Annotated in this window: 21 protein-coding genes; 8 read left to right on the top strand and 13 right to left on the bottom strand. The window is 68.7% G+C overall.

Annotation, left to right across the window (positions count from 1 at the left end):
- The first annotated feature begins 103 nt into the window (after positions 1–103).
- Positions 104–583: an Lrp/AsnC family transcriptional regulator gene (locus VD964_RS22530; RefSeq protein WP_324870736.1), complete on the top strand. Its 480-nt coding sequence runs from the start codon at positions 104–106 to the stop codon at positions 581–583.
- Positions 584–651: 68 nt separating this feature from the next.
- Here the strand turns inward: VD964_RS22530 and VD964_RS22525 are convergent, their stop codons facing one another.
- Positions 652–1146 carry a nuclear transport factor 2 family protein gene (locus VD964_RS22525; RefSeq protein WP_324870735.1) on the bottom strand — a complete coding sequence of 165 codons (495 nt, stop codon included), beginning with the start codon at positions 1144–1146 and terminating at the stop codon, positions 652–654.
- A 260-nt stretch (positions 1147–1406) separates the two neighbouring features.
- On the opposite strand from VD964_RS22525, the gene VD964_RS22520 reads away from it, so the two are divergent.
- Positions 1407–1787, top strand: coding sequence for a hypothetical protein (locus VD964_RS22520; RefSeq protein ID WP_324870734.1), 381 nt, complete (start codon positions 1407–1409; stop codon positions 1785–1787).
- Between the two features lie 23 nt (positions 1788–1810).
- Here the strand turns inward: VD964_RS22520 and VD964_RS22515 are convergent, their stop codons facing one another.
- The gene (locus VD964_RS22515) at positions 1811–3124 is read right to left on the bottom strand and encodes an amidase (RefSeq protein WP_324870733.1); all 1314 of its coding nucleotides are present in this window, start codon (positions 3122–3124) and stop codon (positions 1811–1813) included.
- Positions 3125–3532: 408 nt separating this feature from the next.
- On the opposite strand from VD964_RS22515, the gene VD964_RS22510 reads away from it, so the two are divergent.
- Positions 3533–5083 carry an FAD/NAD(P)-binding protein gene (locus tag VD964_RS22510; RefSeq protein WP_324870732.1) on the top strand — a complete coding sequence of 517 codons (1551 nt, stop codon included), beginning with the start codon at positions 3533–3535 and terminating at the stop codon, positions 5081–5083.
- Between the two features lie 13 nt (positions 5084–5096).
- Here the strand turns inward: VD964_RS22510 and VD964_RS22505 are convergent, their stop codons facing one another.
- The 5 genes from VD964_RS22505 to VD964_RS22485 all read right to left on the bottom strand — a co-directional run bounded on the left by VD964_RS22505 (position 5097) and on the right by VD964_RS22485 (position 10096).
- On the bottom strand, positions 5097–5801 hold the full coding sequence (locus VD964_RS22505; RefSeq protein WP_324870731.1) for an aspartate/glutamate racemase family protein: 705 nt from the start codon (positions 5799–5801) through the stop codon (positions 5097–5099).
- A gap of 14 nt (positions 5802–5815) precedes the next feature.
- A complete protein-coding gene (locus VD964_RS22500) occupies positions 5816–6643 on the bottom strand; it encodes an ABC transporter permease (protein ID WP_324870730.1) in 828 nt (275 codons plus the stop codon).
- Positions 6644–6646: 3 nt separating this feature from the next.
- Positions 6647–7564, bottom strand: a complete 918-nt coding sequence (locus VD964_RS22495; RefSeq protein WP_324870729.1) for an ABC transporter permease — start codon at positions 7562–7564, stop codon at positions 6647–6649.
- Between the two features lie 165 nt (positions 7565–7729).
- Positions 7730–9034, bottom strand: a complete 1305-nt coding sequence (locus VD964_RS22490) for a PotD/PotF family extracellular solute-binding protein (protein ID WP_324870728.1) — start codon at positions 9032–9034, stop codon at positions 7730–7732.
- Positions 9035–9091: 57 nt separating this feature from the next.
- Positions 9092–10096, bottom strand: coding sequence for an ABC transporter ATP-binding protein (locus tag VD964_RS22485; RefSeq protein WP_324870727.1), 1005 nt, complete (start codon positions 10094–10096; stop codon positions 9092–9094).
- A gap of 291 nt (positions 10097–10387) precedes the next feature.
- Here VD964_RS22485 and VD964_RS22480 point away from each other — a divergent pair, with 291 nt between their 5' ends.
- A complete protein-coding gene (locus VD964_RS22480; RefSeq protein ID WP_324870726.1) occupies positions 10388–11122 on the top strand; it encodes a GntR family transcriptional regulator in 735 nt (244 codons plus the stop codon).
- 99 nt (positions 11123–11221) lie between these two features.
- Here VD964_RS22480 and nagE read toward each other — a convergent pair whose 3' ends face one another.
- On the bottom strand, positions 11222–12679 hold the full coding sequence (gene nagE, locus VD964_RS22475; RefSeq protein WP_324870725.1) for an N-acetylglucosamine-specific PTS transporter subunit IIBC: 1458 nt from the start codon (positions 12677–12679) through the stop codon (positions 11222–11224).
- 58 nt (positions 12680–12737) lie between these two features.
- Positions 12738–13640: an N-acetylmuramic acid 6-phosphate etherase gene (locus VD964_RS22470; RefSeq protein ID WP_324870724.1), complete on the bottom strand. Its 903-nt coding sequence runs from the start codon at positions 13638–13640 to the stop codon at positions 12738–12740.
- A 232-nt stretch (positions 13641–13872) separates the two neighbouring features.
- On the opposite strand from VD964_RS22470, the gene VD964_RS22465 reads away from it, so the two are divergent.
- Positions 13873–14631 (top strand): GntR family transcriptional regulator, encoded by a 759-nt coding sequence (locus VD964_RS22465; protein WP_324870723.1) that lies wholly within the window; start codon positions 13873–13875, stop codon positions 14629–14631.
- A gap of 51 nt (positions 14632–14682) precedes the next feature.
- The gene (locus VD964_RS22460; protein ID WP_324870722.1) at positions 14683–15351 is read left to right on the top strand and encodes an HAD-IA family hydrolase; all 669 of its coding nucleotides are present in this window, start codon (positions 14683–14685) and stop codon (positions 15349–15351) included.
- Positions 15352–15541: 190 nt separating this feature from the next.
- Here VD964_RS22460 and nagA read toward each other — a convergent pair whose 3' ends face one another.
- From nagA to ptsG, 3 genes are all read right to left on the bottom strand, one after another.
- Positions 15542–16702, bottom strand: coding sequence for an N-acetylglucosamine-6-phosphate deacetylase (nagA, locus tag VD964_RS22455; RefSeq protein ID WP_324870721.1), 1161 nt, complete (start codon positions 16700–16702; stop codon positions 15542–15544).
- Positions 16702–17712 (bottom strand): SIS domain-containing protein, encoded by a 1011-nt coding sequence (locus tag VD964_RS22450; protein WP_324870720.1) that lies wholly within the window; start codon positions 17710–17712, stop codon positions 16702–16704. The genes nagA and VD964_RS22450 overlap by 1 nt, the downstream gene beginning before the upstream one ends.
- 214 nt (positions 17713–17926) lie before the next feature.
- Positions 17927–19723, bottom strand: coding sequence for a PTS glucose transporter subunit IIBC (gene ptsG / locus VD964_RS22445; RefSeq protein ID WP_324870719.1), 1797 nt, complete (start codon positions 19721–19723; stop codon positions 17927–17929).
- 333 nt (positions 19724–20056) lie between these two features.
- Between ptsG and ptsP the strand changes: the two genes are divergently transcribed.
- Positions 20057–22627 carry a phosphoenolpyruvate--protein phosphotransferase gene (gene ptsP / locus VD964_RS22440; protein ID WP_324870718.1) on the top strand — a complete coding sequence of 857 codons (2571 nt, stop codon included), beginning with the start codon at positions 20057–20059 and terminating at the stop codon, positions 22625–22627.
- 120 nt (positions 22628–22747) lie between these two features.
- On the opposite strand, the gene VD964_RS22435 is transcribed toward ptsP, so the two are convergent.
- A complete protein-coding gene (locus VD964_RS22435; RefSeq protein ID WP_324870716.1) occupies positions 22748–23449 on the bottom strand; it encodes a hypothetical protein in 702 nt (233 codons plus the stop codon).
- A gap of 298 nt (positions 23450–23747) precedes the next feature.
- Between VD964_RS22435 and VD964_RS22430 the strand changes: the two genes are divergently transcribed.
- The gene (locus VD964_RS22430; protein ID WP_324870715.1) at positions 23748–24662 is read left to right on the top strand and encodes a DUF6502 family protein; all 915 of its coding nucleotides are present in this window, start codon (positions 23748–23750) and stop codon (positions 24660–24662) included.
- Positions 24663–24679 lie beyond the last annotated feature (17 nt).

Genomic DNA, 24679 nt, shown 5'->3' with positions numbered 1-24679 from the left:
ACCGCCGTTTTGAAAGGTGCTTCCATAGTTCGTCGGCAGATTTCGCACTATTCCACCATTGCCGGCGCTCAGTGATCGAGATAACCTCATTCTAGGCCAAAAAATGGAAGAGTCTTTCATGGCTGAAAAGCTGGACGCGGTTGATCGCCGGATTCTGCAGCATCTTCAAAGGGATGGCCGGATGACCAACGCGGACGTCGCCGCCGCGGTCCATGTCAGCCCGGCGACTTGCCACCGGCGCACCCAACGCCTGTTTGAGGACGGCTATATCCGGTCGGTGCGGGCGGAAATTGCACCGGCGAAGGTGGACCGCGGGACGCTGGTGATCGTCGGGGTGGTGCTCGACCGCTCGACGCCGGAAAGCTTCGGCGACTTCGAAAAGGCGATCCGCAAGCTGCCCTTCGTGCTGGACTGCCATCTGGTCGCCGGCGACTTCGACTTCTTCCTGAAAATCCGCGTCAGCGACATCGCGGACTTCAACGAACTGCATGGGCAGCAACTGATCGCCCTGCCCGGCGTGCGGCAGACGCGGACCTTCTTCGTCATGAAGGAGGTGATCGACAATGCCCTGCTGGACTTCTGAACAAGTCCGCCGATGAGGAAGGCGCCGGCCCCGCCCGCCGCCGCGGGACGATGGGGCCGGCGGTCCGGTCAAGCCGGCAGGGGCGAAGCCTGGCGGGCCAGCAGCTTCCAACTGCCGTCGACCTTCTTCCAGACCTGCAGCACCTTGATATGGGCGGTGTTGGTCTTGCCGTCAGCCAGGTTGTTGACGGAATCGAAGGTGTGGCGGGCGATGCCGATGTCGCCGACCACCTGGATCACATGGTCGCTGAGGTCCAGCGCCTTGAAGGCGTTCTTGCCGTCCAGGCTGCTGACGAAGGCCGCTTTGTCTTCCAGCCGGCTGTTGGAATGGCCGTAGGTCAGCTGCTCCATCGTCATCGCGCGCAGCGTGGCGCCGTCACCGGCCAGCATGGCGTCGCGCAGCGCATTCACCGCCTTCGCCACCAGCTGCTGGTCGTCGTCGGCCGCGAAGGCGGTCGTCAGCGGGGCGATGGCACCGGATGCCGCCAGCCCGACGGCAGCTGTGGCGAGCAGAACGCGGCGCGAGCGGATATGGCCGGATTTGAAAGCATTCTTCTTGAGCATGGTGACCCTCCCAATCGATTGCTGTCGTGCCCGCCCGGAAAGGAACGGGTCATAAATTGGTATACTAGTATGCATTGCCGTTCCAGCGCCCCTTGGGGGTGTGCGCCGGTTCGCCGCAGGGCGCGGGAAGCGGGCGGCCGACGACGCGCGAGCCGTCCTATGTAACTTTCCGCAGATCCTCTTGTGATCGGCTGCGCGGGACGGCCGGGACGGGTATGCTCCCCGCCGCGACTCGAGGGATGGACAGCAAGGGGACGGGAATGGCGACCAGACGGCGCAAGCTACCGCGCAAGCGCAAGGGCAGGCAGGTGACGGCCGCCCGCGGGACGGCGGCGGACACGATCAATATGGGCCGGCCGTCGCCCGGCGGCCTCACCACGGCGGTGAGAGGGACGGCGGCGAGAACGACGGCGGTGGCCGGCGCCAAGGGGCGCAGGCCAAGCTTCGCCGCCACGCCCGATGCAGCCGCCGGACGCTTCCTCAGCCCCGAACAGCAATATCTGCTGAAGAAGCGGCGCGAGGCGGAGCAGCGCGAGGCGAAGGACCGCCGCACCGCCCTTGCCATCATCCTGGCGCTGGTCCTTCTCGTGGCCGGGGCGGTCGCGGGGCTGGTCTGGCTCTGGCGCTCGCCGGTCGCCTGAAGGAAGGTCGGGGCAACCGGGGCTCAGGCTGCCAAGGCGGTCTCCAGCCCGGCGGCGATGCCCAGCAGGCTGCGGTCGCTGCCCCGGCGGCCCATCGCCATCAGCCCGACCGGCAGCCCGGCGGACGGCACCGGCAGCGAGATCGCCGGCACGTCGAACAGGTTGGCGATGCGGGTGTTGCGCAGCAGCAGCAGGTTGACGCGGTGGAAGGCGGCATCCTCCAGCACATCGGCGATGGCGGGAGCGGTCAGCGGAACGGTGGGCAGCAGCAGGACCGGATGCCGGGCCAGCCGCTCGTCCATCAGACGGATCAGGTCCGCGCGGCGGCGCTGCATGCGGACGTAATCAGCGGCAGGCGTCCGGCCACCGGCCTCGATGCGGGCGCGGGTCTTGGGATCGATGCCGTCGAGCTCCGCGATGCCAAGCTCCGCCAGCGTCGCCGCAAGCTCGATGGCGGTGAAGACGCCGACGCGGTCCAGATCGGCCAGGGCGTCCAGTTCGGCGTCGATGGAGCCCTCGACGATGTGAGCACCAGCGGCACGCAGGCGGTCCAGCGCCGCCTCGAAAGCAGCGGCGACCGCCGGCTCGATCCCGTCGAACAACCGCCACCGCGGTACCAGGAAGGATTGGCCGGCAACCGGCAGCGGGACCAGCGGAGCCGGGTCGCCGTCGCCGAGAATTGAATCGAGCAAGGCCGCGTCGGCGACGGTCGCGGCAACCGGGCCGATCACATCCAGCGACGGCGACAGCGGGAAGGCGCCCTCGGCCGACAGGCGGCCGGAGGTCGGCTTGAACCCCACCGCGCCGGACAGCGCCGCCGGAATGCGCAGCGAACCGCCGGTGTCGCTGCCGACCGCGATCTCAGCCATGCCATCCACCACAGAGATCACCGCACCGGAGGAGGAGCCGCCCGGCACCCGCGACCGGTCGCGCGGGTTGCCGGGGTTGCCATAATGGGGGTTGATGCCGACGGCGGAGAAGGCGAATTCGGTCATGTGGGTGCGGCCGACGATGACGGCGCCGGCGGCACGCAGCCGCGCCACGGCATGGGCATCCCGCCCGGCGGCGGGCTGGCCGCGCAGGATGGCGGAGCCGGCCGCGGTGGTGTCACCCGCCACGTCGAACAGCGCCTTGACCGAGACGATCCGGCCGTCGAGCGGCCCCAGCGGCCGACCCGCTGCCGCCCGGCGGTCGCTGGCAGCCGCGGCGGCCCGCGCCTCGTCGGCATAGATTTCAGTGAAGACCATCGCGCCCTGCCGCTCCGGATCGGCGATGCGGGCAAGCGCCGCCTCAAGCCGTTCGGACGCGGACAGATGGGGGGCGGCGGACACGGGCATGTCTGGTTCCTGGCAGGTCATGGGAAGGATCGGACTATAGCGGAACGTGCCATCGCATGTGCCACATCGGCGTCGGCTTGGCGACCAGGATCATGCGGTCGACGCAACGGGCAGCGGCGCGAGATGCGGGTGCCGCTGGGAATCGACAAAGCCTTTCGGCTATTTTACATTTTCTGCATTTCTTTCTGTGGAACTATCCTGATCTCTACTTTCGTCGGGGTATTTGCCCTTCGGCCGATGGCACGTGCCGACAGCGTGTGATAATCAGGAGAGAACGAAGCGGACCGAGCAGACACACGGCCGACGCGAGTCCCCTGGCCCCGACACGGCCTTTGCAGTTCCGAAGCCGGGGGATTGATCGCCAACGGCCGGCCTTTTCCGGAATGACTCACGGAAGGACGGACTCCGATGCCTGCAACGCCTCACTTCCATCCGCCCGGCGGCAATCCCCTGGGGCCCCTTGAGCGTCATGCCGAGCGCCACATCGCCATCGTCGGCGCGGGATTCACCGGCAGCCTGCTGGCGGCCCACCTGCTGCGCGGCGCGCGGGCGCCTCTGGTGGTCCATCTGATCGAATATGGCAGCAGACCGGGAACCGGCGTCGCCTACTCCACCCCCAACGGCGCCCATGTGCTGAACGTCCGCGCCTATAACATGAGTGCCTATCCGGACGACCCGCGCCATTTCCTGCGCTGGCTGTGGAGCCGGGCGGAGGGGCCGACGCCGGAACAGCCGGTGCCGCCCAGCGGCCACGCCTTCGTGTCGCGCGCCCTGTACGGCGCCTACATCCAGGACGTTCTGGCGGAAGCGCAGGCGGAGGCCCCCACCCACGCGCGCCTGAACCTGATCCGCGGCGAGGCGGTGGACGTCCGCACCGAGGACCCGGCCAACGGCAAGCGCGCCGTGCATGTGCGCCTCGGCGACGGCCGCGTGGTCAGCGCCGATACCGCCGCGCTCTGCATCGGCAACTTCCCGCCCTCCGCGCCCTGCCTGGCTTCGGCGACTGCGGCGGAGGCCTTCGTGTCCGACCGCTTCATCGGCGACCCGTGGGATGCCGCCGCCATCGGCCGCATCGACCAGGACGCCCCCGTTGCCATCCTCGGCACCGGCCTGACCATGGTGGACACGGTGCTGTCGCTGCTCGACCAGGGACATCACGGCCCGATCACCGCCGTGTCGCGCCGCGGCCTGCTGCCGCTGCGCCATGAGGAAACGCGGCCCTACACCTCCTTCCTGCATCCCGACGTGCTGCCCAGCACGGTGCTGGACGTGCTGATCGCGCTGAAGGCCGATGCGCGCCGGGCGACTGCGGACGGCTATGACTGGCGGTCTGCCTTCGACGCGCTGCGTCCGCACCATCACCGCATCTGGTCGCATCTGCCGATGGAGGAGCGCCGCCGCTTCCTCCGTCACGCCCGCCCCTTCTGGGAGGTGCACCGCCACCGCATGGCCCCCCAGGTGGCCGACCGGATCGCCGCCGCCCGTGCCGGCGGCCAGCTGACGATCCTGCCGGGCCGTCTGAAGGACGCGGCGCTGACCGCGGACGGGTTGGACCTGCACATCGTCGAGCGTGGCGGCGGAGCGGCACGGGTGCTGTCGACGGGTGCGCTGATCAACGCGACCGGCACCAACTGCGACTACACCCGCATCCGCCATCCGCTGGTGCGTTCGCTGCTGGACCGCGGCCTTGCGCGGCCGGACCCGCTGCGGCTGGGGCTGGACGTGACGGAAGGCGGTGCGGTGATCGCCGCCGACGGCACCCCGGCGGCGCGCCTGCTGGCCTTCGGTCCGGTCGCCAAGGCACCCTTCTGGGAAATGACCGCCGTGCCCGAACTGCGCAGCCAATGCGCCGAAGCGGCCCGGCGGATACTGGACGGCCGGGCCGGCGGCGCGGCGGCAGGCCAAGGGGCGCTGCCGGTGATGCCGACGCTCGAGTGTCCCGATCCGCAGCGGGTGTGAATAGGCAGGGAGGTCACCGCGCCTTCGGCAGCGGCGGCGCATAGCCCCCGGTCTTGCTGGTGCGCAGGCCGAGCACCGCCAGCCCCTCCACCAGCTTCACGGCGGCGGTGACACCATCCACCACCGGCAGGCCCATCTCCTCGCTCAGCGAGCGGGCGAGGTCGGCCATGCCGGCGCAACCCAGCACGATGGTCTCGGCTCCATCCTGTTCCATGGCCCGGCGGATTTCGGCGCGCACGCGGTCGACGGCGCCGGATGACGGGTCCTCCAGAGCCAGCACGGGCACACCCGCTGCGCGGATGGTGCAACGGCCAGCCATGCCGTAACGCTGCGCCAACCGCTCTAGCGCCGGGATCGAACGCGGGAGCGTCGTCACCACGCTGAACCGGCCGCCCAGCAGCCCGGCGGTCTGCATCGCCGCCTCGCAGATGCCGATCACCGGTGCTGTGGCAAGGCTGCGCGCGGCATCCAGCCCGACATCGTCGAAGCAGGCGATCACGGTGCCGGCGATGTCGCTCCCACGCTGGTGCCGGTCGATCTCCGCCAGCAGGCCGGGGACGGCCAGCGCCTCGTCGTAATAGCCCTCGATGCTGGCGGGGCCGGTCGGGGGATTGGTGGCAAGGATCTCGGTGCCGGGCGCGGCGACCTTGCTGGCGGCGGCGCCGATCCGCTCGGTCATCGAGGCGGTGCTGTTGGGATTGACGACCAGGATGCGCATGGTGGTGGGGTTCCTCAAATGCCGCTTCGGCGCAGGCGGTGGCGGCGCAGCGCGATCAGGCCCAGCAGGGCCACGCCGATCACGGTGAAGGAGAACACCGTCGTCAGCGATCCCAGCGCATAGAGCACCGGCGTGGTGACGTTGGTGGTCATGCCGTAGATCTCCAGCGGCAGCGTATTGAAGCTGCCGGCGGTCATCAGCGTGCGGGCGAACTCGTCGTAGGACAGGGTGAAGCCGAACAGCCCGACGCCGATCAGGCTGGGCAGCAGGATCGGCAGCACGACATGGCGCACCGTTTGCCAGGGCGAAGCGCCCAGGTCGCGCGCCGCCTCCTCATAGGCCGGGTTGAAGCGGTTGAAGATGGCGAAGACGATCAGCAGGCCGAAGGGCAGCGTCCAGGTCAGATGCGCGCCCAGCGCCGAACTGTACCAGGCCGGTTCCAGCCCCAGGATGTTGAAGAACAGGCCGATGCCCAGGCTGACCAGGATCGACGGAACGATCAGGCTGGCGACGGCGAGATAGAACAGCGCCGCGCTGCCCCGGAAACGGCGGCGGAAGGCGAAGCCGGCCAGCACCGAGCACAGCACGGTCAGCACCATCACCATCAGCCCCAGCGCGATGGAGCGACGGAACGACCCGCCGAAATCGCCCACCGCCTGCTGTTCGAACAGGTTGCGGAACCAGTGCAGCGAGACGCCGTTCATCGGAAAGGTCAAGCCCCCCTCCGGTCCCTGGAAGGACAGGATCAGGATGGTCGCGGTCGGGCCGTAGAGGAACAGCACGAACAGCGCGAAGAAGCCGGCCAGCAGGTAGAAGGACAGGCCGCGGCGGGAGGTGTTCATCGCTCACAGCTCCTTCCGGATGTCGACGACGCGCAGCATCGCCACCACCATGATCAGGACGACGGCCAGCAGCACCACGGCGTTGGCGGCGGCGGCCGGGTATTGCAGCAGCGAGATCTCGTTGGCGATCATCAGGCCGATGGAGGCGCTCTGCCCGCCGCTCATCAGCCGCACGGTGATGAAGTCGCCCATCACCAGCGTGACGACGAAGATGGAACCGATGGCGATGCCGGGCTTGGTCAGCGGCAGAATGACGTTCCACAGCGTCTGCGCCGCGCTGGCGCCGCCGTCGCGCGCCGCCTCGATCAGAGCGCGGTCGATGCGCATCATCGAATTGAAGATCGGCACCACCATGAACAGCGCATAGAGGTGGACGAAGGCCAGCACGACCGAGAAGTCGGAGAACAGCAGGAACTCCAGCGGCCGGTCGATGATCCCGGCGGAGATCAGGCCGGAGTTCAGCAGCCCGTTGCGTCCCAGGAACGGGATCCACGAGATCATGCGGATGATGTTGGAGGTCCAGAACGGAATGGTGCAGACCAGGAACAGCACCATCTGCCAGGTGGTGGACCGGACATGGAATGCCAGGAAATAGGCGACCGTGAAGCCGATGCCGAGCGTGATCGCCCAGGTCAGCGCCGCGTACTTCAGCGTGTTCAGATAGGTCTTCCAGGTGACCGGCGAAGTCAGCAGTTCCGTGTAGTTGGTCAGCACGAAGTCCGGGTAGATGCGCACGCTGTCGTAATCCCAGAAGCTGACCGCGACGATGGTCAGGATCGGCACCAGCAGGAACAGCAGCAGCGCGACGGTCAGCGGCGCCGCCTGGAGATAGGGGGCGACGCGTGGAGCCAAGCGGGGGCGCCTCGTCCTGCCGACGGCGGCCGTGACGGTCGGTCGGGGCGTTTCGGCGGTCAGGGTCATGGGCGGGGTCCTGCGGGTTGGAATGATGGATTTGGTGCGGTGCCCCCTCCCTCCCGCTTCGCGGGTCCCTCCCTCCCCCGCCTTCGGCGGTGGAGGGACAGAAAGCGGCAGTCCCCTCTCCCTCGAAGAGGGGGAGGGTTAGGGAGGGGGCATCGAAGCCGACGACTACGCCGCGATGAACTCGTTCCACTTGCGGACCATGTAGCGGTCCTCGTCCATCACCGCGTTCCAGCAGGCGACGCGGCCCATGCGGTCCTGGAACGACCCGCCGTCGCGCACGGCGCCGGCCTTTTCCATCACCTTGCCTTCGGGGCTGAGGATGTCGGTCTTGGCCGGCTGGCCCTCCATCCAGAAGGCCCATTCCTCCGGCGTCATGTGCTGCTTGGCGGTGTCGAGCACGGCCGAATAATAGCCTTGGCGGTTCAGATAGGCGCCGACCCAGCCCGACAGATACCAGTTGATGTATTCGTAGGCCGCCTCAAGCTCCAGCCCGCTCAGATGCTTGGCGATGCCGAGGCCGCCGCCCCAGGCGCGATAGCCTTCCTTCAGCGGTTGGTAGACGCACTGGATGCCCTTGGCGCGCACGGCGGCGACGGCCGGCGACCACATGGACTGGATGATGACCTCGCCCGACGACATCAGGTTGACGCTCTCGTCGAAGGTCTTCCAGAAGGCGCGGAACTGGCCGGCCTTCTTGGCCTCGGTCATGATCTTGAGGGTCTTGTCGATCTCCTCCTTGGTCATGTTGCCCTTGTCGCCATACTTGATCTCGCCCATCGCCTCACAGACCATTGCGGCGTCCATGATGCCGATGGACGGGATGTTCAGCAGCGACGCCTTGCCCTTGAAGGCGGGGTCGAGCAGGTCCTTCCAGCTGGAGATCGGACGGCCGACCAGATCGGGGCGGATGCCCAGCGTGTCGGCGTTGTAGATGGTCGGGATCAGCGTCATCCACTGGGTCTGCGACTTGGCGAACTTGGTGCTGTCCTTGCCCTCGACGAAGCCGACTGTGTGGGGGGCGGTGCCCTGGGCGATGGCGCTGTCCGGCGTCAGCTTGCCGGTGACGAAGATCGGGACGATCTTGTCGAAGTTCTTGATCTTGGAAACATCCATCGGCTGCATCACGCCGGCCGGGAAGACCTTCTTGCAGATCCAGTATTCGATGTCGGCGATGTCGTAGGACTTCGGCTGGGTCACCGCGCGTTGCGTCACCGCGTCGGAATCCAGCGCCGTCATCTGCAGGGTGAAGCCCAGATCCTCCTTCACCTTGTCGGCGACGGCATTCAGGTTCGACACGCCGGTTCCGAACTGGCGCAGCGTGATGTTCTTGATGTTCTGCGCCCAGATGGTCGGAAAGCCGGTGATCGCGCCGGAGCCGACGGCCGCACCCGCGACGGCGGCGGTGCCCTTCAGCAGGGTGCGGCGGCTGACGCCGGTCGAGAGTTTCGAAGGAGTACGGGTGTCGGTCATCGCTGAGCCTCCAGTCTGTTCGTCGTGTTGTTTTTTGGGTAGCGCTTTTGAAAGGGATCAGGCCGCCAGCGGGTGGACGTCCCGCCGGCTCCAGCCGGCGCGCACGCGGTCACCGACCGTGACCGGCGCGTCGAAATAGCGGGCCTCGTCCAGCACGACGGCGAACTCGTCGGCGCCGGGAATGTCGAGGCTGAGATGGACGGAAGCGCCGTGATACTCCAGCGAGCGCACCGTGCCCTCCACCTGGATCTCGGTCGGCAGATCGGCGCCACCCAGCTGGATGCGGTCGGCGCGCACGGCGCAGCGGCCGGCATCGCCGACAACTCCGCCTTCGATTACATTGTGGCCGCCGATGAAGCGAGCGACGAAGGCGGTGCGCGGGCGGTTGAACAGCTCGCGCGGTGGTCCGGCCTGTTCGATCCGCCCCTGGTTCATCACCACGGCGAGGTCGGCCAGCGCCATCGCCTCGGTCTGGCTGTGGGTGACGTGGATGAAGGTGATGCCGATGTCGCGGTGCAGGCGCTTCAGCTCCTCCCGCATGCGCACGCGCAGGAAGGGGTCGAGCGCCGATAGCGGCTCGTCCAGCAGAAGCACGCCCGGCTGGGTGATCAGCGCGCGGGCGAGAGCGACGCGCTGCTGCTGTCCACCGGACAGTTGCGACGGCAGGCGGCCGGCGTATTTGCTCATGTCGACGAGGTCGAGCATCTCTCGCGCCCGGCGGCGGCGCTCCTCCTTGGCGACGCCCTTCATCTTCAGGCTGAAGGCGACGTTGTCGGTGCAGTCCAGATGCGGAAACAGGGCGTAGCTCTGGAACATCATCGCCGTGCCGCGCCTGGCCGGCGGGTCGTCGTTGACCACGCTGTCGCCGATCAGCAGGTCGCCGTCCGTGATGTCCTCATGCCCCGCGATCATCCGCAGGGTGGAGGTCTTGCCGCAGCCGCTAGGCCCCAGCAGGCAGCAATAGGAACCGGCGGCGATCCGCAGATCGATGCCGTCCACCGCCACGGTCGTGCCATAGGCCTTGCGCAGCTTCACGAGTTCGACCGTCGAACCTGCCGTCATCTGAGCGCCTCCAGAATTGTGCACAATCTGCGCGGTCGTTTGTGACCGGTTCGCCTTGTGCATGCCGCGTGCCAGCGGTGGAAGGCCGGGAATCAGCCGGTTTTCCGATGCTCAATTGCGCAACGGCTCGGCATTTGTGCAGCGATTCGGCGCAATGGCGATAATTTGAGCAGCGTTGCTCCCGGCATTCACCGCTGCGCCACTCGGGAGATTGCCGTTTTCCTGCTGGCCCGGTTTGTGCACAATCTGCAGTACGTTTCCCGCACACCGTTAAAAGCACCCTGCCAGCCAATGACGACCGCCGCGCCCGCCAAGCCAGCCCGCCGCACGCCCCGCGCCAGCGCCGAAACCCGCATCGTCCGCAGCATCGGCGAGGCGATCGCCGACCGCCGCCTGCCGCCCGGCACCAAGCTGACGGAGGAAAGCCTGGCGGAAGCGTTCGGGGTCAGTCGGGAACGGGTGCGCAAGGTTCTGCTTCTGCTGGCGCAGCGGCGCGTTGTGACGCTGATCCCCAACCGCGGCGCTTTCGTCGCCAAGCCGACGCCGAAGGAGGCGCGCGAGGTGTTCGAAGCCCGCCGGGTGATCGAACGCGCGATCATGGAACGGCTCGAACGGATGCCGCGCCCCTTGCCCGACGATGTGCTGGAAAAGCTGCGCGGCCATGGCGCGCTGGAGGATGCCGCGGAGCTTGCGGCCGACCGCAAGGCGATGATCCGGCTGTCCGGCCAGTTCCACCTGCTGCTGGCGGAATTCGCCGGCAACGCGACGCTGACGGGGATTCTGGCCGACCTGATCGACCGCTCCAGCCTTGCCATCGCGGCCTTCGAACGGCGCTCGTCGCACACCTGCTCAGCCGACGACCACCGCCGCCTGATCGCCGCTCTCATCGGCAATGCGCCCGGAGAGGCGACCGCACTGATGATCGAGCACCTCGACGAGGTCGAGCGTCAGCTGGATCTGGAAGCCAAGACCGACACCCGGATCGACCTGAAGGCGATCTTCGCCGACGAACCGGAGCCGGCCTGACGGGGTACGAGTCCAAAAATGAAAAGCCCCTCTCCCCTTGCAGGAGAGGGGCTTCGCAACTCCTTGCCAGGCTTCAAGCTATTGCCCAGCAACCTCCAATCAAACCCTCATGCCGGCCGAGATGTTCAGCGTATCCTGGATCTCCCCGGCCAGTTGGTCGGCGATGGGCCCGACGATGACCTGCACGGAGTTGGCGGACGGCTTCACCACGCCGCGGGCACCCAGTCGCTTCAGTTCCGCCTCGTCGATGCGGGCGGCGTCGGCGACGGCCAGACGCAGGCGCGTTGTGCAGGCCTCCACCGAGCGCAGATTGCCGGCCCCGCCCAGTGCCGCGACATAGGCGCCGGCCCGGTCGCTCGCCGCCGCCGCGGGTGTCGGCGCATGGACGGCCGGCGCCGCCTGCCCGGCGGGGATGGCGACATCGTCGCGACCCAGCGTCTTCAAGTCGAAGCGCCGGATGACGAAGCGGAACAGAGTGTAATAGACCACGAAATAGACCGCACCCACCAGCAGAAGCAGGATCGGGTTGGTCGCCTTGCCGTAATTCAGCACATAGTCGAACAGGCCGGCCGAAAAGCCGAAGCCCAGCTTCACGTTCAGCACATCCATCAGCACCATCGACAGGCCCGTCAACACGGCGTGGACCGCGAACAGCACCGGCGCCAGGAACATGAAGGCGAATTCCACCGGCTCCGTCACGCCGGTCAGGAAGGCGGTCAGCGCCATCGACAGCAGCACGCCGCCGACCGCCGCGCGGTTCTCCGGCTTGGCCGTGTGGTACATGGCGAGGCAGGCGGCGGGCAGGCCGAACATCATCACCGGGAAGAAGCCGGCCATGAAGGCGCCGGCCGCCGGATCGCCCTTGAAGAAGCGGTTCAGGTCGCCGGTGACGCCCTGGTAGTCGCCCAGCAGGAACCAGGCGATGTTGTTGATGATGTGGTGCAGGCCGGTGATGATCAGCACCCGGTTCAGCACGCCGTAGAGGAACAGCCCCAGCTTGCCCAGCCCCAGCACGCCGGTGGTCAGCGCGCTCAAGCCCGCATCGACGATGGGCCAGCCATAGCCGAAGACCAGTGCGATCCCCAGAGCCGCCAGACCGGTGACGATGGGCACGAAGCGCCGCCCGCCGAAGAAGGCGAGATAGTCCGGCAGCTTGATGTCCTTGTACCGGTTATAGAGCTGGCCGGCGATGATGCCGATCAGGATGCCGACGGGGATGCTGATGCGGCTGGACATCTTCGCCACCAGCTCCGGCGGCACTCCGCTGAGCACGACGGCGCCCTTCACCGCCACGAAATATCCCACCGCACCGGCCAGCCCGGCCGCGCCATGGTTCTCGCGGGCAAAGCCGATGGCGATGCCGACGGCGAACAGGACGCCCAGGTTGGAGAAAACGGCGTCGCCCGCCGCGGCGATGAAGGCGATGTTCAACAGGTCGGGCTGGCCGATGCGCAGCAGCAGCCCGGCGATGGGCAGCACGGCGATCGGCAGCATCAACGCCCGCCCGAGCCTCTGGACGCCCGAAAAACGGTCGCCCGAAAAACGATCAGCAGACATTCGGACGTCTCCCAGTGAAACGGACTCCGGCCTCAGGGTGCCGGGTCTGTCATGTTGGTCATATTCGCGTTGTCAGCCCGGCGCGTTCCATCGCCCGGCGCAGGTTGCCGCCGGTCTCGATCAGCAGTCGGTCGATGTCGGCATTGTCCAGACCGGCAAGGCCCAGCACGGCGCGGCGGACATCGCCATGCCGCTCCAGCGCCGCACCGGCCGCTGTTTCGTCCACCCCCGCGATGCGCGCGACCATGGCGGCGCAGCGGCGGCGAAGCTTGGCGTTCTCCGGCCGGACATTGATCATCAGGTTGTCGTAGACGTTGCCGAGCGCGGTCATCACGCCGGTCGAAAACAGGTTCAGCACCACCTTCTGCGCAGTGCCGGCACCCAGGCGGGTGGACCCGGCGATCACCTCCGGCCCCGTCAGGGTCAGGATGGGATGCTGCACCGCCTGCAACAACGGGGACCCGGCGCTGCTGGCGATCGCCATGGTCAGGGCCCCCGCCTCCCGCGCGGCGCGGAGAACGCCGACGGTGTAGGCGCTGGCCCCGCTGGCCGACAGGCCGACGACGACATCCTCCGCGGCGATGCCCACACGGGCCGCTTCGCCCCGGCCGGCATCCTCGTCATCCTCCGCCGCACCGGTCAGCCCGCGCGACAGGTCGAGCCCGCCTGCGATCAGCAGGACCAGCCGCTCTGCCGGCCAGTCGAAGGTCGGCCCCAGATCCAGCCCGTCCAGCGCCGCGACCATGGCCGAAGACCCGGCGCCGGCATAGACCAGCCGCCCGCGCCCGCCGGACAGGCGGTCCGCCGCGGCCTCCACGGCGGCGGCGGCGGCCGGCAGGGCGGGTGCACAGGCGGCGAGCGCTCGAGTCTGCCCCTCCCATAGGGCCGTCATCAGTTCGTCGGCCGGCCACACGTCCAGCCGGCTGTACCGGTACGCCGTATCCTCCGTGCCGCCCGCCATTCCCGCTGCTCCCGCTCTGCTCGCCGCCCATGGCGGGCGCCCCATTCCCGACCGCCTGCCGGCCGCCGGTGGTATTAGATTGGACTGTATGTGCAGCATACCAAAATCCGGTCTGTCCGCAATCGCAATCTGGTTGTTCGCCTTTGCCTCTTTCAGGGAATCCCCCGGCGGCTGTTGCCCATTGGCCTTTCAGTGGTATCATGCTCGTCCCAGAGCATTGGAGTGGTTGCCGATGTCCACAGCCGCCGCCGCGGCCCCGTTCGACCCGACCGCCCTGTCGGATGCCCTGCCGCTGCCGCTCTACCTTCAGCTGGCGCGGCATCTGCGGACGCTGATCGTCGAAGGGCGCCTGACCGACCAGGATGCCCTGCCCGGCGAGCGCGAGCTGGCGGAAACCTTCGGCGTGTCGCGCGTCACCGTGCGCAAGGCCTTGCGGGAGCTGATCGCGGAAGGGCTGCTGCACCAGCGCCAGGGAGCCGGCACCTTCATCAACCGCAGCCCTCATGTGGAACAGCGCCTGTCGGCGCTGACCAGCTTCACCGAGGACATCGGCGGGCGTGGGCTGAAACCGGACTCGCGCTGGCTCACCCGTTCCGTCGGAACGGCGACTCCGGAAGAAGCGATGGCGCTGGGACTGCGTCCAGGGGCGGAGGTGGTGCGGCTGCACCGGCTGCGTCTGGCCGACGGAACGCCGCTCGCCATCGAACTCAGCGCCCTGCCATCCTGCTTCCTGCCCGATCCGGAACTGGTGCAGGGCTCCCTGTACGAGATCCTGCGCGGGCGTGGCCATCCGCCCTTCCGTGCCCTGCAACGCTTGTCTGCCATTCGCCTGCCGGTGGATCAGGCGGCGCTTCTGGGGGTTCCCGACGGCGCCCCCGCCCTTTACATTGAGCGCCGCACCTTCCTGGAGAACGGAACTCCACTGGAGTTCGTCCGTTCCCACTACCGCGGCGACGCCTATGACTTCGTCGTGGAGCTGTCGCTGGCCTGATCCCTGCGGATCATCCCCTCCCACGCAGAAAAATCCTGACGAGAGCGCGCGATGAAGCCTGCCCTTGATACCCCGTTCCGTGTCCGCGCCATCCTGTTCGACATGGACGGAACCCTGATCGACACCACGGGTCCCGTGGAACGCTCCTGGCGCAGCTGGGCGGCCCGGCACGATCTGGATCCCGACGCCATCCTGGCCGTCTGCCACGGCGTCCGCAGCATCGAGACCGTCCGCCGCTTCGCCCCCGCCGGTGCCGACATCGACGAAGAGGTGCGTCTGGTGGAGGAGTGCTACACCAACGACACCGAAGGCGTGCGTGCCGTTACCGGCGCCCTGGAGCTTCTGCAATCGCTGCCGCGCCATCGCTGGGCGGTGGTGACCTCCGCGCCGCAGGACATGGCGAGAAAGCGGATCGCCCAGGCCGGCCTGCCCCTGCCCGACCTGCTGATCGGCGCCGACAACGTCACCCAGGGCAAGCCCCACCCCGAAGGCTACCGCACCGCCGCCGAGAAGCTGGGCTTCGACCCGCGCGAGACCGTGGTGTTCGAGGACGCCCCGGCCGGCTTGGCGGCCGGAAACGCCGCCGGCGCCTGGGTGATCGCCCTGACCACCACCCTGCCGGCGCATGAACTGGGCGAGAATCTGTGCCTGCCCGACCTGACGGCGCTGCGGGTGCGGGTGGACGAGGATGGGTTGGAGATCATCGCGGTGGGGGGCTGAAGGGTCCTTGGAGTTCAGGCTTCGAATGCCCCCTCCCTAGCCCTCCCCCACCTTCGGTGGGAGAGGGAACTCCGCCGCACTTGCACTCAACTCCCTCTCCCGCGATCGGACCGACCTTTGGTCGGCCGAGGGCGGGGGAGGGTTGGGGAGGGGGCATCGTCAGCCGACACCCACCCATTCCCAATCCACCTCAAGCCCCCCGCCATTCCCCGTCAACCCAAGTCCCGCGCACCGTCAAGTCTGGCCGCAGCAGCACCAGATCCGCCCGCCAGCCCGGCACGATCCTCCCCCGCTCGCCGACCATCCCCAAGAACTCCGCCGGATAGAGCGACGCCATGCGCAGCGACTCCTCCAGCGGCAGGCCGATCAGCGTCCCGGCATTGCGCACCGCCGTCGCCATGTCGAGATCGGCGCCAGCCAGCGTCCCATCCGCCAGCACCAGCCGGCCGTCGCGCCGGTAGATGGTCCGGCCGTTCAGGTCGAAGCGATCCGCATCGGTGCCGGTCGGCGGCATGGCGTCGGTCACCAGCATCATCCGGCCGCGCGGCCGGGCGGCCAGCGCCGCACGCATCATCAGCGGATGGACGTGATGCCCGTCGGCGATCAGCCCGCACCAGGGCCGCCCGTCGCCCAGCGCCGCACCGGCCGGACCGGGCTGGCGATTGGCGATGCCGGGCATGGCGTTGTAGAGGTGCGTCACCCCGCGCACGCCGAGGTCGAAGGCCTCCACCACCCGCTCCGCGCTCGCCATCGTGTGGCCGACCGACAGGATCACCCCGGCCGCCATCAGCCGCGACAGGGCCGCGTCCTCCACGCATTCCGGCGCCAGGGTCAGCAGCACCCGGCCGCCCGGCATCCGCGCCGGCAGGCCGCCGATGAAGTCTAGATCGGCCTCGTCCGGCGCACGGACGAAGCGCGGGTCATGGGCGCCCACCCGCTGCGGGCTGATGAACGGCCCTTCGAAATGGATGCCCAGCACGCCGCTGCCGGGTTGCGCCACCGCCGTCACCGCCGCCTCGGCGGCGGCGCGATGGCATTCGGGCGTGTCGGTGATGATGGTCGGCAGCAGGCCGGTGGTGCCGAAGCGCCGGTGCGCGGCGGCGATGGCAAGCGTCGCCTCCGGCGTCGGTTGCTCGTTGAACAGCACGCCGCCGCCGCCATTGACCTGGATGTCGACGAAGCCGGGGGCCAGCAGGTCGCCCGCCTCCAGCGCCACCGTCCGGTCGATGTCCGGCGGAGTGCGGCCGGGGGCGACGATGTCGAGAATGCGGCCATCCCCAACCAGCAGGCTGCGGTCGTCGAGGATGGTCTCGCCCGTGAAAATCCGGGCGCCGGTCAGGAGCTGTCGCATCAGACGGTCTTCGTCACTTTGGCGAGGTTGGGCGGGCTGTCGGGATCGATGCCGCGGGCCAGCGCCAGTTCATGGACCGCGCCGTAGAAGCTCTGCAACGCTGCCAGCGGCGCGGCCTCAGGCGCCAGATCCGGCAGGCTGGGCAGCAGGGTGGTACCGTCAAGGCCGCTTTCCGTGGTGGCGACGGCGGCCCCCAGCCCGACGATGCGGTCCACCACCGCGCGGGTGTGCGGTTCCGCCGCGTCGGCCTGAGTCAGGGCCAGCACCGGGAAACCCGGACCGACCAGCGCCAGCGGGCCGTGGACGACCTCCGCGGCGCTGAAGGCTTCCGCATGCAGGCGGCAGGTCTCCTTGAACTTCAGCGCCATCTCCAGCGCGGCCCCGAAGCCGACGCCGCGCCCCAGCACATAAAGGTTCCGCGCACCGGCGAGCGGCATCAAAGCCGGTTTCCAGTCCAGCCCCTTCGCCGCCTCGAGCGTTTCCGGCAGGGCGGCCAGTGTGGATTTCAGAGCCGGGTCGTCCTGCCAATGGGCGACCAGTTGCAGATAGGCGGCGAGCGAGGCGATACAGGACTTGGTCGCGGCGACGCTGCGCTCCGGCCCCGCCGACAGCGGCAGGAAATGGTCGCACATGTCCGCCAGCGGCGAATCCTCCGCATTGACGAAGCCGACCACCAGCGCCCCACCGGCCTTCGCCGCCTCCACCAGCCGCAGCAGGTCCGGGCTGCGGCCGGACTGCGAGACGGCGACGAACAGCGCACCCTCCAGGCTCAGCTGTCCGCCATAAACCGAGGCGATGGATGGACCGATGGAGGCCACCGCCCGGCCCATGCGCGTTTCGATCAGGTATTTGCCGTAGGCCGACGCATGGTCGGAACTGCCGCGGGCGCAGGTGACGACGAAGCGCGGCGGATGACGGCGCAGCCGCTCCCCCAATTCGGCGAAGCCGGCGCCGCAACGCTCGATCTGCCGCGCCACCGCGGCGGGCGCCTCTGCCGTCTCGGTTGCCATCAGGGGGAGGTTTCGGGGCGGCTTCTGCTCTGTCATGGCGGCGCTCGCGATTGACTGGTATAGATACCAATGTAAGACCTTATCGCGACGGAGGCCAGCGCCCATTGGTGGAATCGCATCTCAGCAGCAATCGCACTATGCAAAAGAAAAGCGGCGCGACCTGGGAAGGCCGCGCCGCATGATGAAACCAGTCGAATACCAGATGAGACTCGCGCTATTCGGCGGCGCGGCGCCCGCCCGGCAACAGGCCGGTCAGCGCGCCGGCAAGCGCGTCGGCGTCGTTGCCGACGATCAGGTCGAGGCCGTTGGCGCCCAACCCCATCACGGCACGGACGCCGGCCTTCTTCAGCGCCTCGGCATTCGCCTTGCCGGCATCGGTCAGTTCGATCCGCAGGCGGGTGGTGGCGAAGGCCGCGAGCGTCTTGATGTTGCCGGCACCGCCCAGCGCCTCGGCGAGGCGGGCGGCGCGGTCGGTCGGCAGCGGTGCGGCCGGAGCGGCCGAGGACGAAGCGGCGGTCGGCTTGGCGGAAACAGGCGCCGCGATGGCGGCCGGACCGTCGGCTTCCGGACCGGCACTGCGCAGATACTCCTGCATTTCCGTCTTCAGATTCTCCGACAGGGTGCCGAACACCGCCTGCACGCTGTCGCGCACCCGCAGGATGCCGGAGGCGCCCATGCCGCGCAGCTTGCCCTCGTCGACGCGGGCCGGGTCCTGCACCACCACGCGCAGCCGGGTGATGCAGGCATCCAGGTTGGAGATGTTGCCGCGCCCGCCAAAGGCCAGCACCAGGTCGCGCGCCCGTTCGCTGCCGGTGGCGGCGGTGGCGCCACCCTCCGCCACATCCTCGCGGCCGGGGGTTTTCAGGTTCAGCGCCTGGATGGTGTAGCGGAACACGACGTAATAAATCGCCGCGTAGACCGGCCCCAGGATCAGCACCAGCCACCATTTCTGCGAATAGGGGCTGAGCACGTTGAACAGCACGAAGTCGATGCCGCCCTGGGAGAAGGTGAAGCCCATATGGGCGCCCAGCGAATTCATGATGAACTGCGAGGTCGCCGCCAGAACCGCGTGGATCAGGTACAGCACCGGCGCCAGGAACAGGAACGAGAATTCGATCGGTTCCGTGATGCCGGTCAGGAAGGAGGTGAGCGCCGCGGAGATCATGATGCCGCCGACGCGCACCCGGTTCTCTGGCTTGGCGGCGTGCCACATGGCGATGGCCGCGGCCGGCAGGCCGAACATCTTGAACAGGAAGGCGCCGGACAGGATGCCGGCGGTCGGGTCGCCCGCGAAATAGCGGGCGATGTCGCCATGGACCACCTGTCCCGCGGCGTTCTGGAAGGATCCGATCTCGAAGAAGAAGGGCACGTTCCAGATGTGATGCAGGCCGAAGGGGATCAGCAGGCGTTCGACGAAGCCGTAGATGGTCGCGGCCAACCGCGGATCGTTCACCGCCGCCCAGTGCGAGAAGCTGTTGATGCCGCCCTGGATCGGCGGCCAGACCACCGACAGCACGACGCCCAGCACGATGGCGGCCAGTGCGGTGATGATCGGCACGAAACGCTTGCCGGCGAAGAAGCCGAGATAGGCCGGGAGGGCGATCTTGTAGAAGCGGTTGAACATTGCCGCCGCAAGACCGCCGGCCAGGATGCCGCCGAACACGCCGGTTTCCATGGACTTGATGCCCATGATGGTCTTGGGTTCCATCCCCCAGACCGTGGTCATCACGCCCAGCGTGGCCAGCATCACAATATAGCCGATGGTGGCGGCGATGGCCGACACGCCGTCATTCTCGGTATAGCCGAGCGCCACACCGATGGCGAAGATCAGCGGAAGATTCCCGAAGATCACGTCGCCCGAATTCTTCATCAGCATCGACAGCAGCGGCGGCATCCATTCAAAATTCGCCGCTCCGATGCCCAGCAGCAGACCGGCGACGGGAAGCACCGCCACCGGCAGCATCAGCGATTTGCCGATCTTCTGTAGAAACGCAAAGGGGTTCAAGGCCATGGCGGCTCTCCCGCAATTTGTCCGGCGGCGGCAACATCGTCATCCCCGGACGGGAATACAACCCGCAAGGGGGACAGGTTTCACGACATAGGCGACATAGCATGTCAGGCAAGGCTTGAGGCTTATCCCGGATGCGCATGATCCGGAACGTATTGACCGCAGGCTTCCGCCTTTTCCGGACAGAAAGTTTCGATAATCTATAGCGGGAACTACGCCTGGGCCATGCGGCGTCTGCGCGCATACAAACGATCCGGCGTCCGTGCCAGGATCGCAGCCGTCCGACGCGAAGGCGCCCGCTGGGGTCGATGCGTTAAGAATGAGGACCAACCAATCATGACCGCGATCACGCTTGCAGCACCGCTGGCCGGATGGGCCATGCCGCTGGCCGAGGTTCCCGACCCCGCCTTCGCCCAGGGGCTCGTCGGGACCGGCATGGCCATCGACCCGACCGTGAACGAGTTGCGCAGCCCCTGCGACGGCATCGTGCTGTCGATTCACCGCGCGCGCCACGCCTGTACCGTGCGCGCCGCCAGCGGTGCGGAGGTGCTGCTGCATCTGGGCGTCGACACCGTCGGGCTGAACGGCGAAGGCTTCACCGCCCATGTCCGCGACGGGCAGGCGGTGAAGGCCGGCGATCCGCTGATCAGCTTCGACATGGATCTGGTGGGAAGCCGGGCGCAGAGCCTGGTCAGCATGATGGTCGTCGTGAATGACGGCTTCACCGTCGACGGCCAGTCCGTCAACCGTGAGATCACCGTCGGCGAGCCGGCGATGACCATCCACGGCGGCAGCGGCGCCGATGCCGTGGCTTCCGCCGCCGCTTCCGACTCGGACGAGACGGGTGAGCGCGGCGTTGTCCTGCCGATCGCCAACGGGCTGCATGCCCGGCCGGCCGCGGCGCTGGTCGCCGCCACCAAGGCCTATCCCGGAACCGTTACCATCCTCTGCCGCGACCGCAGCGCGAACGCCAAGAGCGTCGTCGCCCTGATGGGACTCGGCACCGTGCTGGGCGACCGGCTGACCGTGCGCGCCGCCGGTCCCGGCGCCCAGGACATGGCGGAGAGCATCGCCGTGCTGATCGAAGGCGGGCTGGGCGATCCGGTCGTCGACGGAGCGGCGGCGTCCGCGCCGGCTGCCGCCGGCCTGGCCACCCCCACGGCCGCCATTTTGGCCCAACCGGCGGAGGAGGAGATCGGCCCGCCCTTCGCCCCCGGCGAGGAGGTTCTGCTGAAGGGCACCATCGCCGTGCCGGGGCAGGCGGTGGGAACCGTCGTGCGCCACTTCCGCAGCGCCGTGCGCGTGGCGGAAGAGGGCGGCGGACCGGCGGTGGAGGAGCCGCGGCTGCGTCGGGCGCTGGACAGCGTGATCACGGAGTTGGGCCGCTCGGCCGAACGGATGCCGGAACACGCCGCCATCTTTCAGGCCCACCGCGAGCTTCTGGACGATCCGGAACTGCTGAACGGCGCGCTCGCCGACATCCGCGCCAGCAAGAGCGCGGAATGGGCGTGGCAGCGAACAGCACGGCTGCAGGCCGATGCGCTGGCGGCGCTGGCCGACCCGCGCATGGCGGAACGGGCGGCCGACCTGCGCGACCTGGAACAGCAGGTGCTGGCCGTGCTGGCCGGCAAGGCGCCGAGCGTCGGTCTGGCGGAACTGCCGGCCGGCAGCATCGTTCTGGCCGACGAAATCCTCCCCTCCGACCTTGCCGGCGTCCCGGCGGGACGGCTGGCCGGCATCGGCATGGTGCATGGCGGCCCGACCTCCCACGCCGTCATCCTGGCGGCGGCGCTCGGCGTGCCGACCGTGGTGGCGCTCGGCCGGCAGGCGGAGCGGGTGCCGGACGGCGCCCCCGTCGTGATCGACGGCAACCGCGGCGAACTGCTGGTCTTCCCGCCGGAGGACATGCTGGCGACCACGCGAACCGCCGTCGCCGCCCGCGCCGCGCGCCGCGAGGAGAACCGCCGCACCGCCGGCGAGGACTGCCGCATGGCCGACGGCACGCGGATCGAGGTCTTCGCCAACCTGGGCCGGGTCAGCGACGCCCCCGGCGCCGTGATGGAGGGGGCGGAGGGCTGCGGCCTTCTGCGCACCGAATTCCTGTTCCTGGAACGCCAGTCCGCACCCACGGAGGACGAGCAGTATCAGCAGTACCAGCAGATCGCCGACGCGCTGGAAGGCCGGCCGGTGGTGATCCGCACGCTGGATGTCGGCGGCGACAAGCCGTTGTCCTATCTGCCGCTGCCGAAGGAGGAGAACCCGGTGCTGGGCCTGCGCGGCGTCCGCGTGGGCTTGCGCGAACCGGAGCTTCTGCGCGCGCAGATCCGCGCCATCCTGCGGGTGAAGCCGGCAGGCGCCTGCCGCATCATGGTGCCGATGATCGCCTCGCCGTCGGAATTGCTGGCGGTGCGCCGGATGGTGGACGAGGAGCGCGAGAGGCTCGGCCGCGCGGAACCGATCGAACTGGGCGCGATGATCGAGGTGCCGGCCGCGGCGCTGATCGCCGACCGCATCAGCGCGGTGGCCGATTTCCTGTCCATCGGCACCAACGACCTGACCCAGTATGTGCTGGCGATGGACCGCGGAAACCCGCATGTGGCGGCCCAACTCGACGCCCTGCATCCGGGCGTGCTGCGGCTGATCCGCCTCGCAGTGATGGGGGCCAAGACCTATGACCGGACGGTCGCGGTCTGCGGCGGCTCTGCCTCCGACCCGATGGCGGCGCCGCTGCTGATCGGGCTGGGCGTGACTGAACTGTCGGCCACCCCGGCGGTGATCGCCGACCTGAAGGCCTTCATCCGCACCCTGCGCATGGAGGACTGCCGCCGCGTCGCCGAAGCGGCACTGGGCACCGACAGCGCCGACGAAGTCCGCCGGCTGGTGGCGGAGACCTGGCCGGCGATCTGACGCCGACCAGACAAGCCAGAGGCCCGCAAGCGAAAGGCCGGCCGCCCGTTTCCGGGCGGACCGGCCTTTTCCTCTCTACGGGTTCCTCTCTGCGAGCAGCCCGGATCAGGTGGAGGCGGCTCAGATCCGGCCGGCCATCAGCATGGCGGCCACTGCCTGACATCCGCCATGCCAGCGGGCGGCGGCGCGGGAGGCGGTGCGCATCGCGGCGATGCCGATCAGCGACGCGGCGACGAACAGGCCGGGCTGCAGGTCGCCCCGCATCAGCAGTGCGGCGGCCATCCCGACGATCAGCACCCGGTAGACCGTCTCGCAAAAGCGCAGACCGGCCAGGAAGGGGTCGGCACCGCCGAAGCCGTCGCCGCCGACCAGCCGGCCGACCTGCGACCGCCCCGTCATCGGGCTCGCCGGTCCGGTGGCGCCAAGGGCGATCATCGCCGCCAGCGCCGCGACGCCGGCCATCGCAAGCGCACCCAACAGCGGCTGCAGCAAGGCCAGGACCGCCAGATGGACCGGTGCCCACACGGCCTCCAGCACCCACACGCGGTCCAGCCACGCCACGGATCCCCCCGACGGCATCAGCCGCGCCAGTTCCCGCATCTGGGCGAAGTCCAGCAGGGCATGGAGGGCGAAAAGTCCCAACGCGACGGCGACCAGAGCAAGCAGCGCACCATTCCCCGCGCCGTCCCACAGGGCCACCTGGAGCGGACCGGCATAAAGCGCGCTGCCGGCCACCAGCAGGTTCGCCAGCGCTCCAAACAAGCCGCTGCGGGCCAGGGTGGATCGGTTCAAGGCCGCGTGACGGGCGGTGGACGACGCCATGTCGGACGCTCGCGTTCGGAAAGGAAGGACCGAGGATGGAGCCGGTGAGTCCCGGTGGGGAGACTGGTCGAACGATACTAGGCTCATGCGGGTTACGGCCGGGCGGCCGCTCCTTCACCACGGGGCGCTGGAACGAGGCGCCGGAGCGGAGCCGGTGCACCGCGGCCATGTTGCGTGGGAAAATTTCCCACATCAAGTGAAAAGGTAATTCCCTTTCCGCTGACCCGCGCTATTGTCGGCTCTGTCCCGGGGCATGATCGCCTTCGTCATTCCCAAGTTTTGTTGGAGTTTCCGGCGCGTGCCGACCCGCAACCCCGCATCCGACAGCCCGAAGGGGGCCGGCTTATCCGGGGCGGCTCCCCCGCCGGGGGTGCTGACGGCGGTTCGCCGGGTGCTGGTGCCGCTGGTGCGGACGCTGATCGGCTTCGGGATATCCTGGCCGATGTTGGCGAACCTGCTGAAGTCGGTGTATGTCGAGGTGGCGGAGCGAGGCTTCGCGCTGCCGGGGAAGCCGATGACCGACAGCCGCATCACCCTGCTGACCGGCGTCCACCGCAAGGACGTCAGCCAGATCCGCAACGCTCCGCCGCCGGCGGAGGCCGCCGCCGCCGCGGCACCGTCGTTCGGATCGCAGGTGCTGAGCCGCTGGCTGACCGAATCCGCCTACCGCGATGCCGGCGGCCGGCCGCGCCCCCTGCCCCGCACCGCTTCAGCCGATGGCAAGGACAGTTTCGAGACGCTGGTCACCGGCATCAGCAAGGACATCCGCCCGCGCGCCCTGCTGGACGAACTTCTGCATGCCGGGCTGGTGGCGGAGCGGCCGGACGGCCTGCTCGAACTCGCTGCGGCGGCGCATGTGCCGCGCGGCGACTTGGACAAGCTCGCCTATTATTATGGCCGCAACCTTGCCGACCATCTGGCGGCGTCCGGGCACAATCTGGCCGGCGGCGCACCGCCCTTCCTGGAACGGGCGCTGGCTTATGATCGGCTGAGCCCCGAGTCCGTCGCCGCCCTGCGCCGGGAGGCGGACCGGCTGGGCATGGCGATGCTGGTGGAGTTGAATCGGATGGCCGCCGACCTTGCCGACGGGGATGCCGGCCGCGAGGACGCCAACCACCGCTTCACCGCCGGCCTCTACCTCTATCACGAGGCGGAACCGCCCGCCCCTGCGCTGAAAGCCGCCGATTCAGGCGGGGAAACGGCTCCGTCGTGACCGATCCAGCCAGCCCC

Origin of the sequence: Azospirillum sp. (assembly GCF_035628975.1) — a bacterium.
In the GTDB taxonomy this organism is placed as follows: domain Bacteria; phylum Pseudomonadota; class Alphaproteobacteria; order Azospirillales; family Azospirillaceae; genus Azospirillum.
Note: the sequence above shows the minus strand (reverse complement) of the source record. Positions and strands in the feature narration are given on the sequence as shown.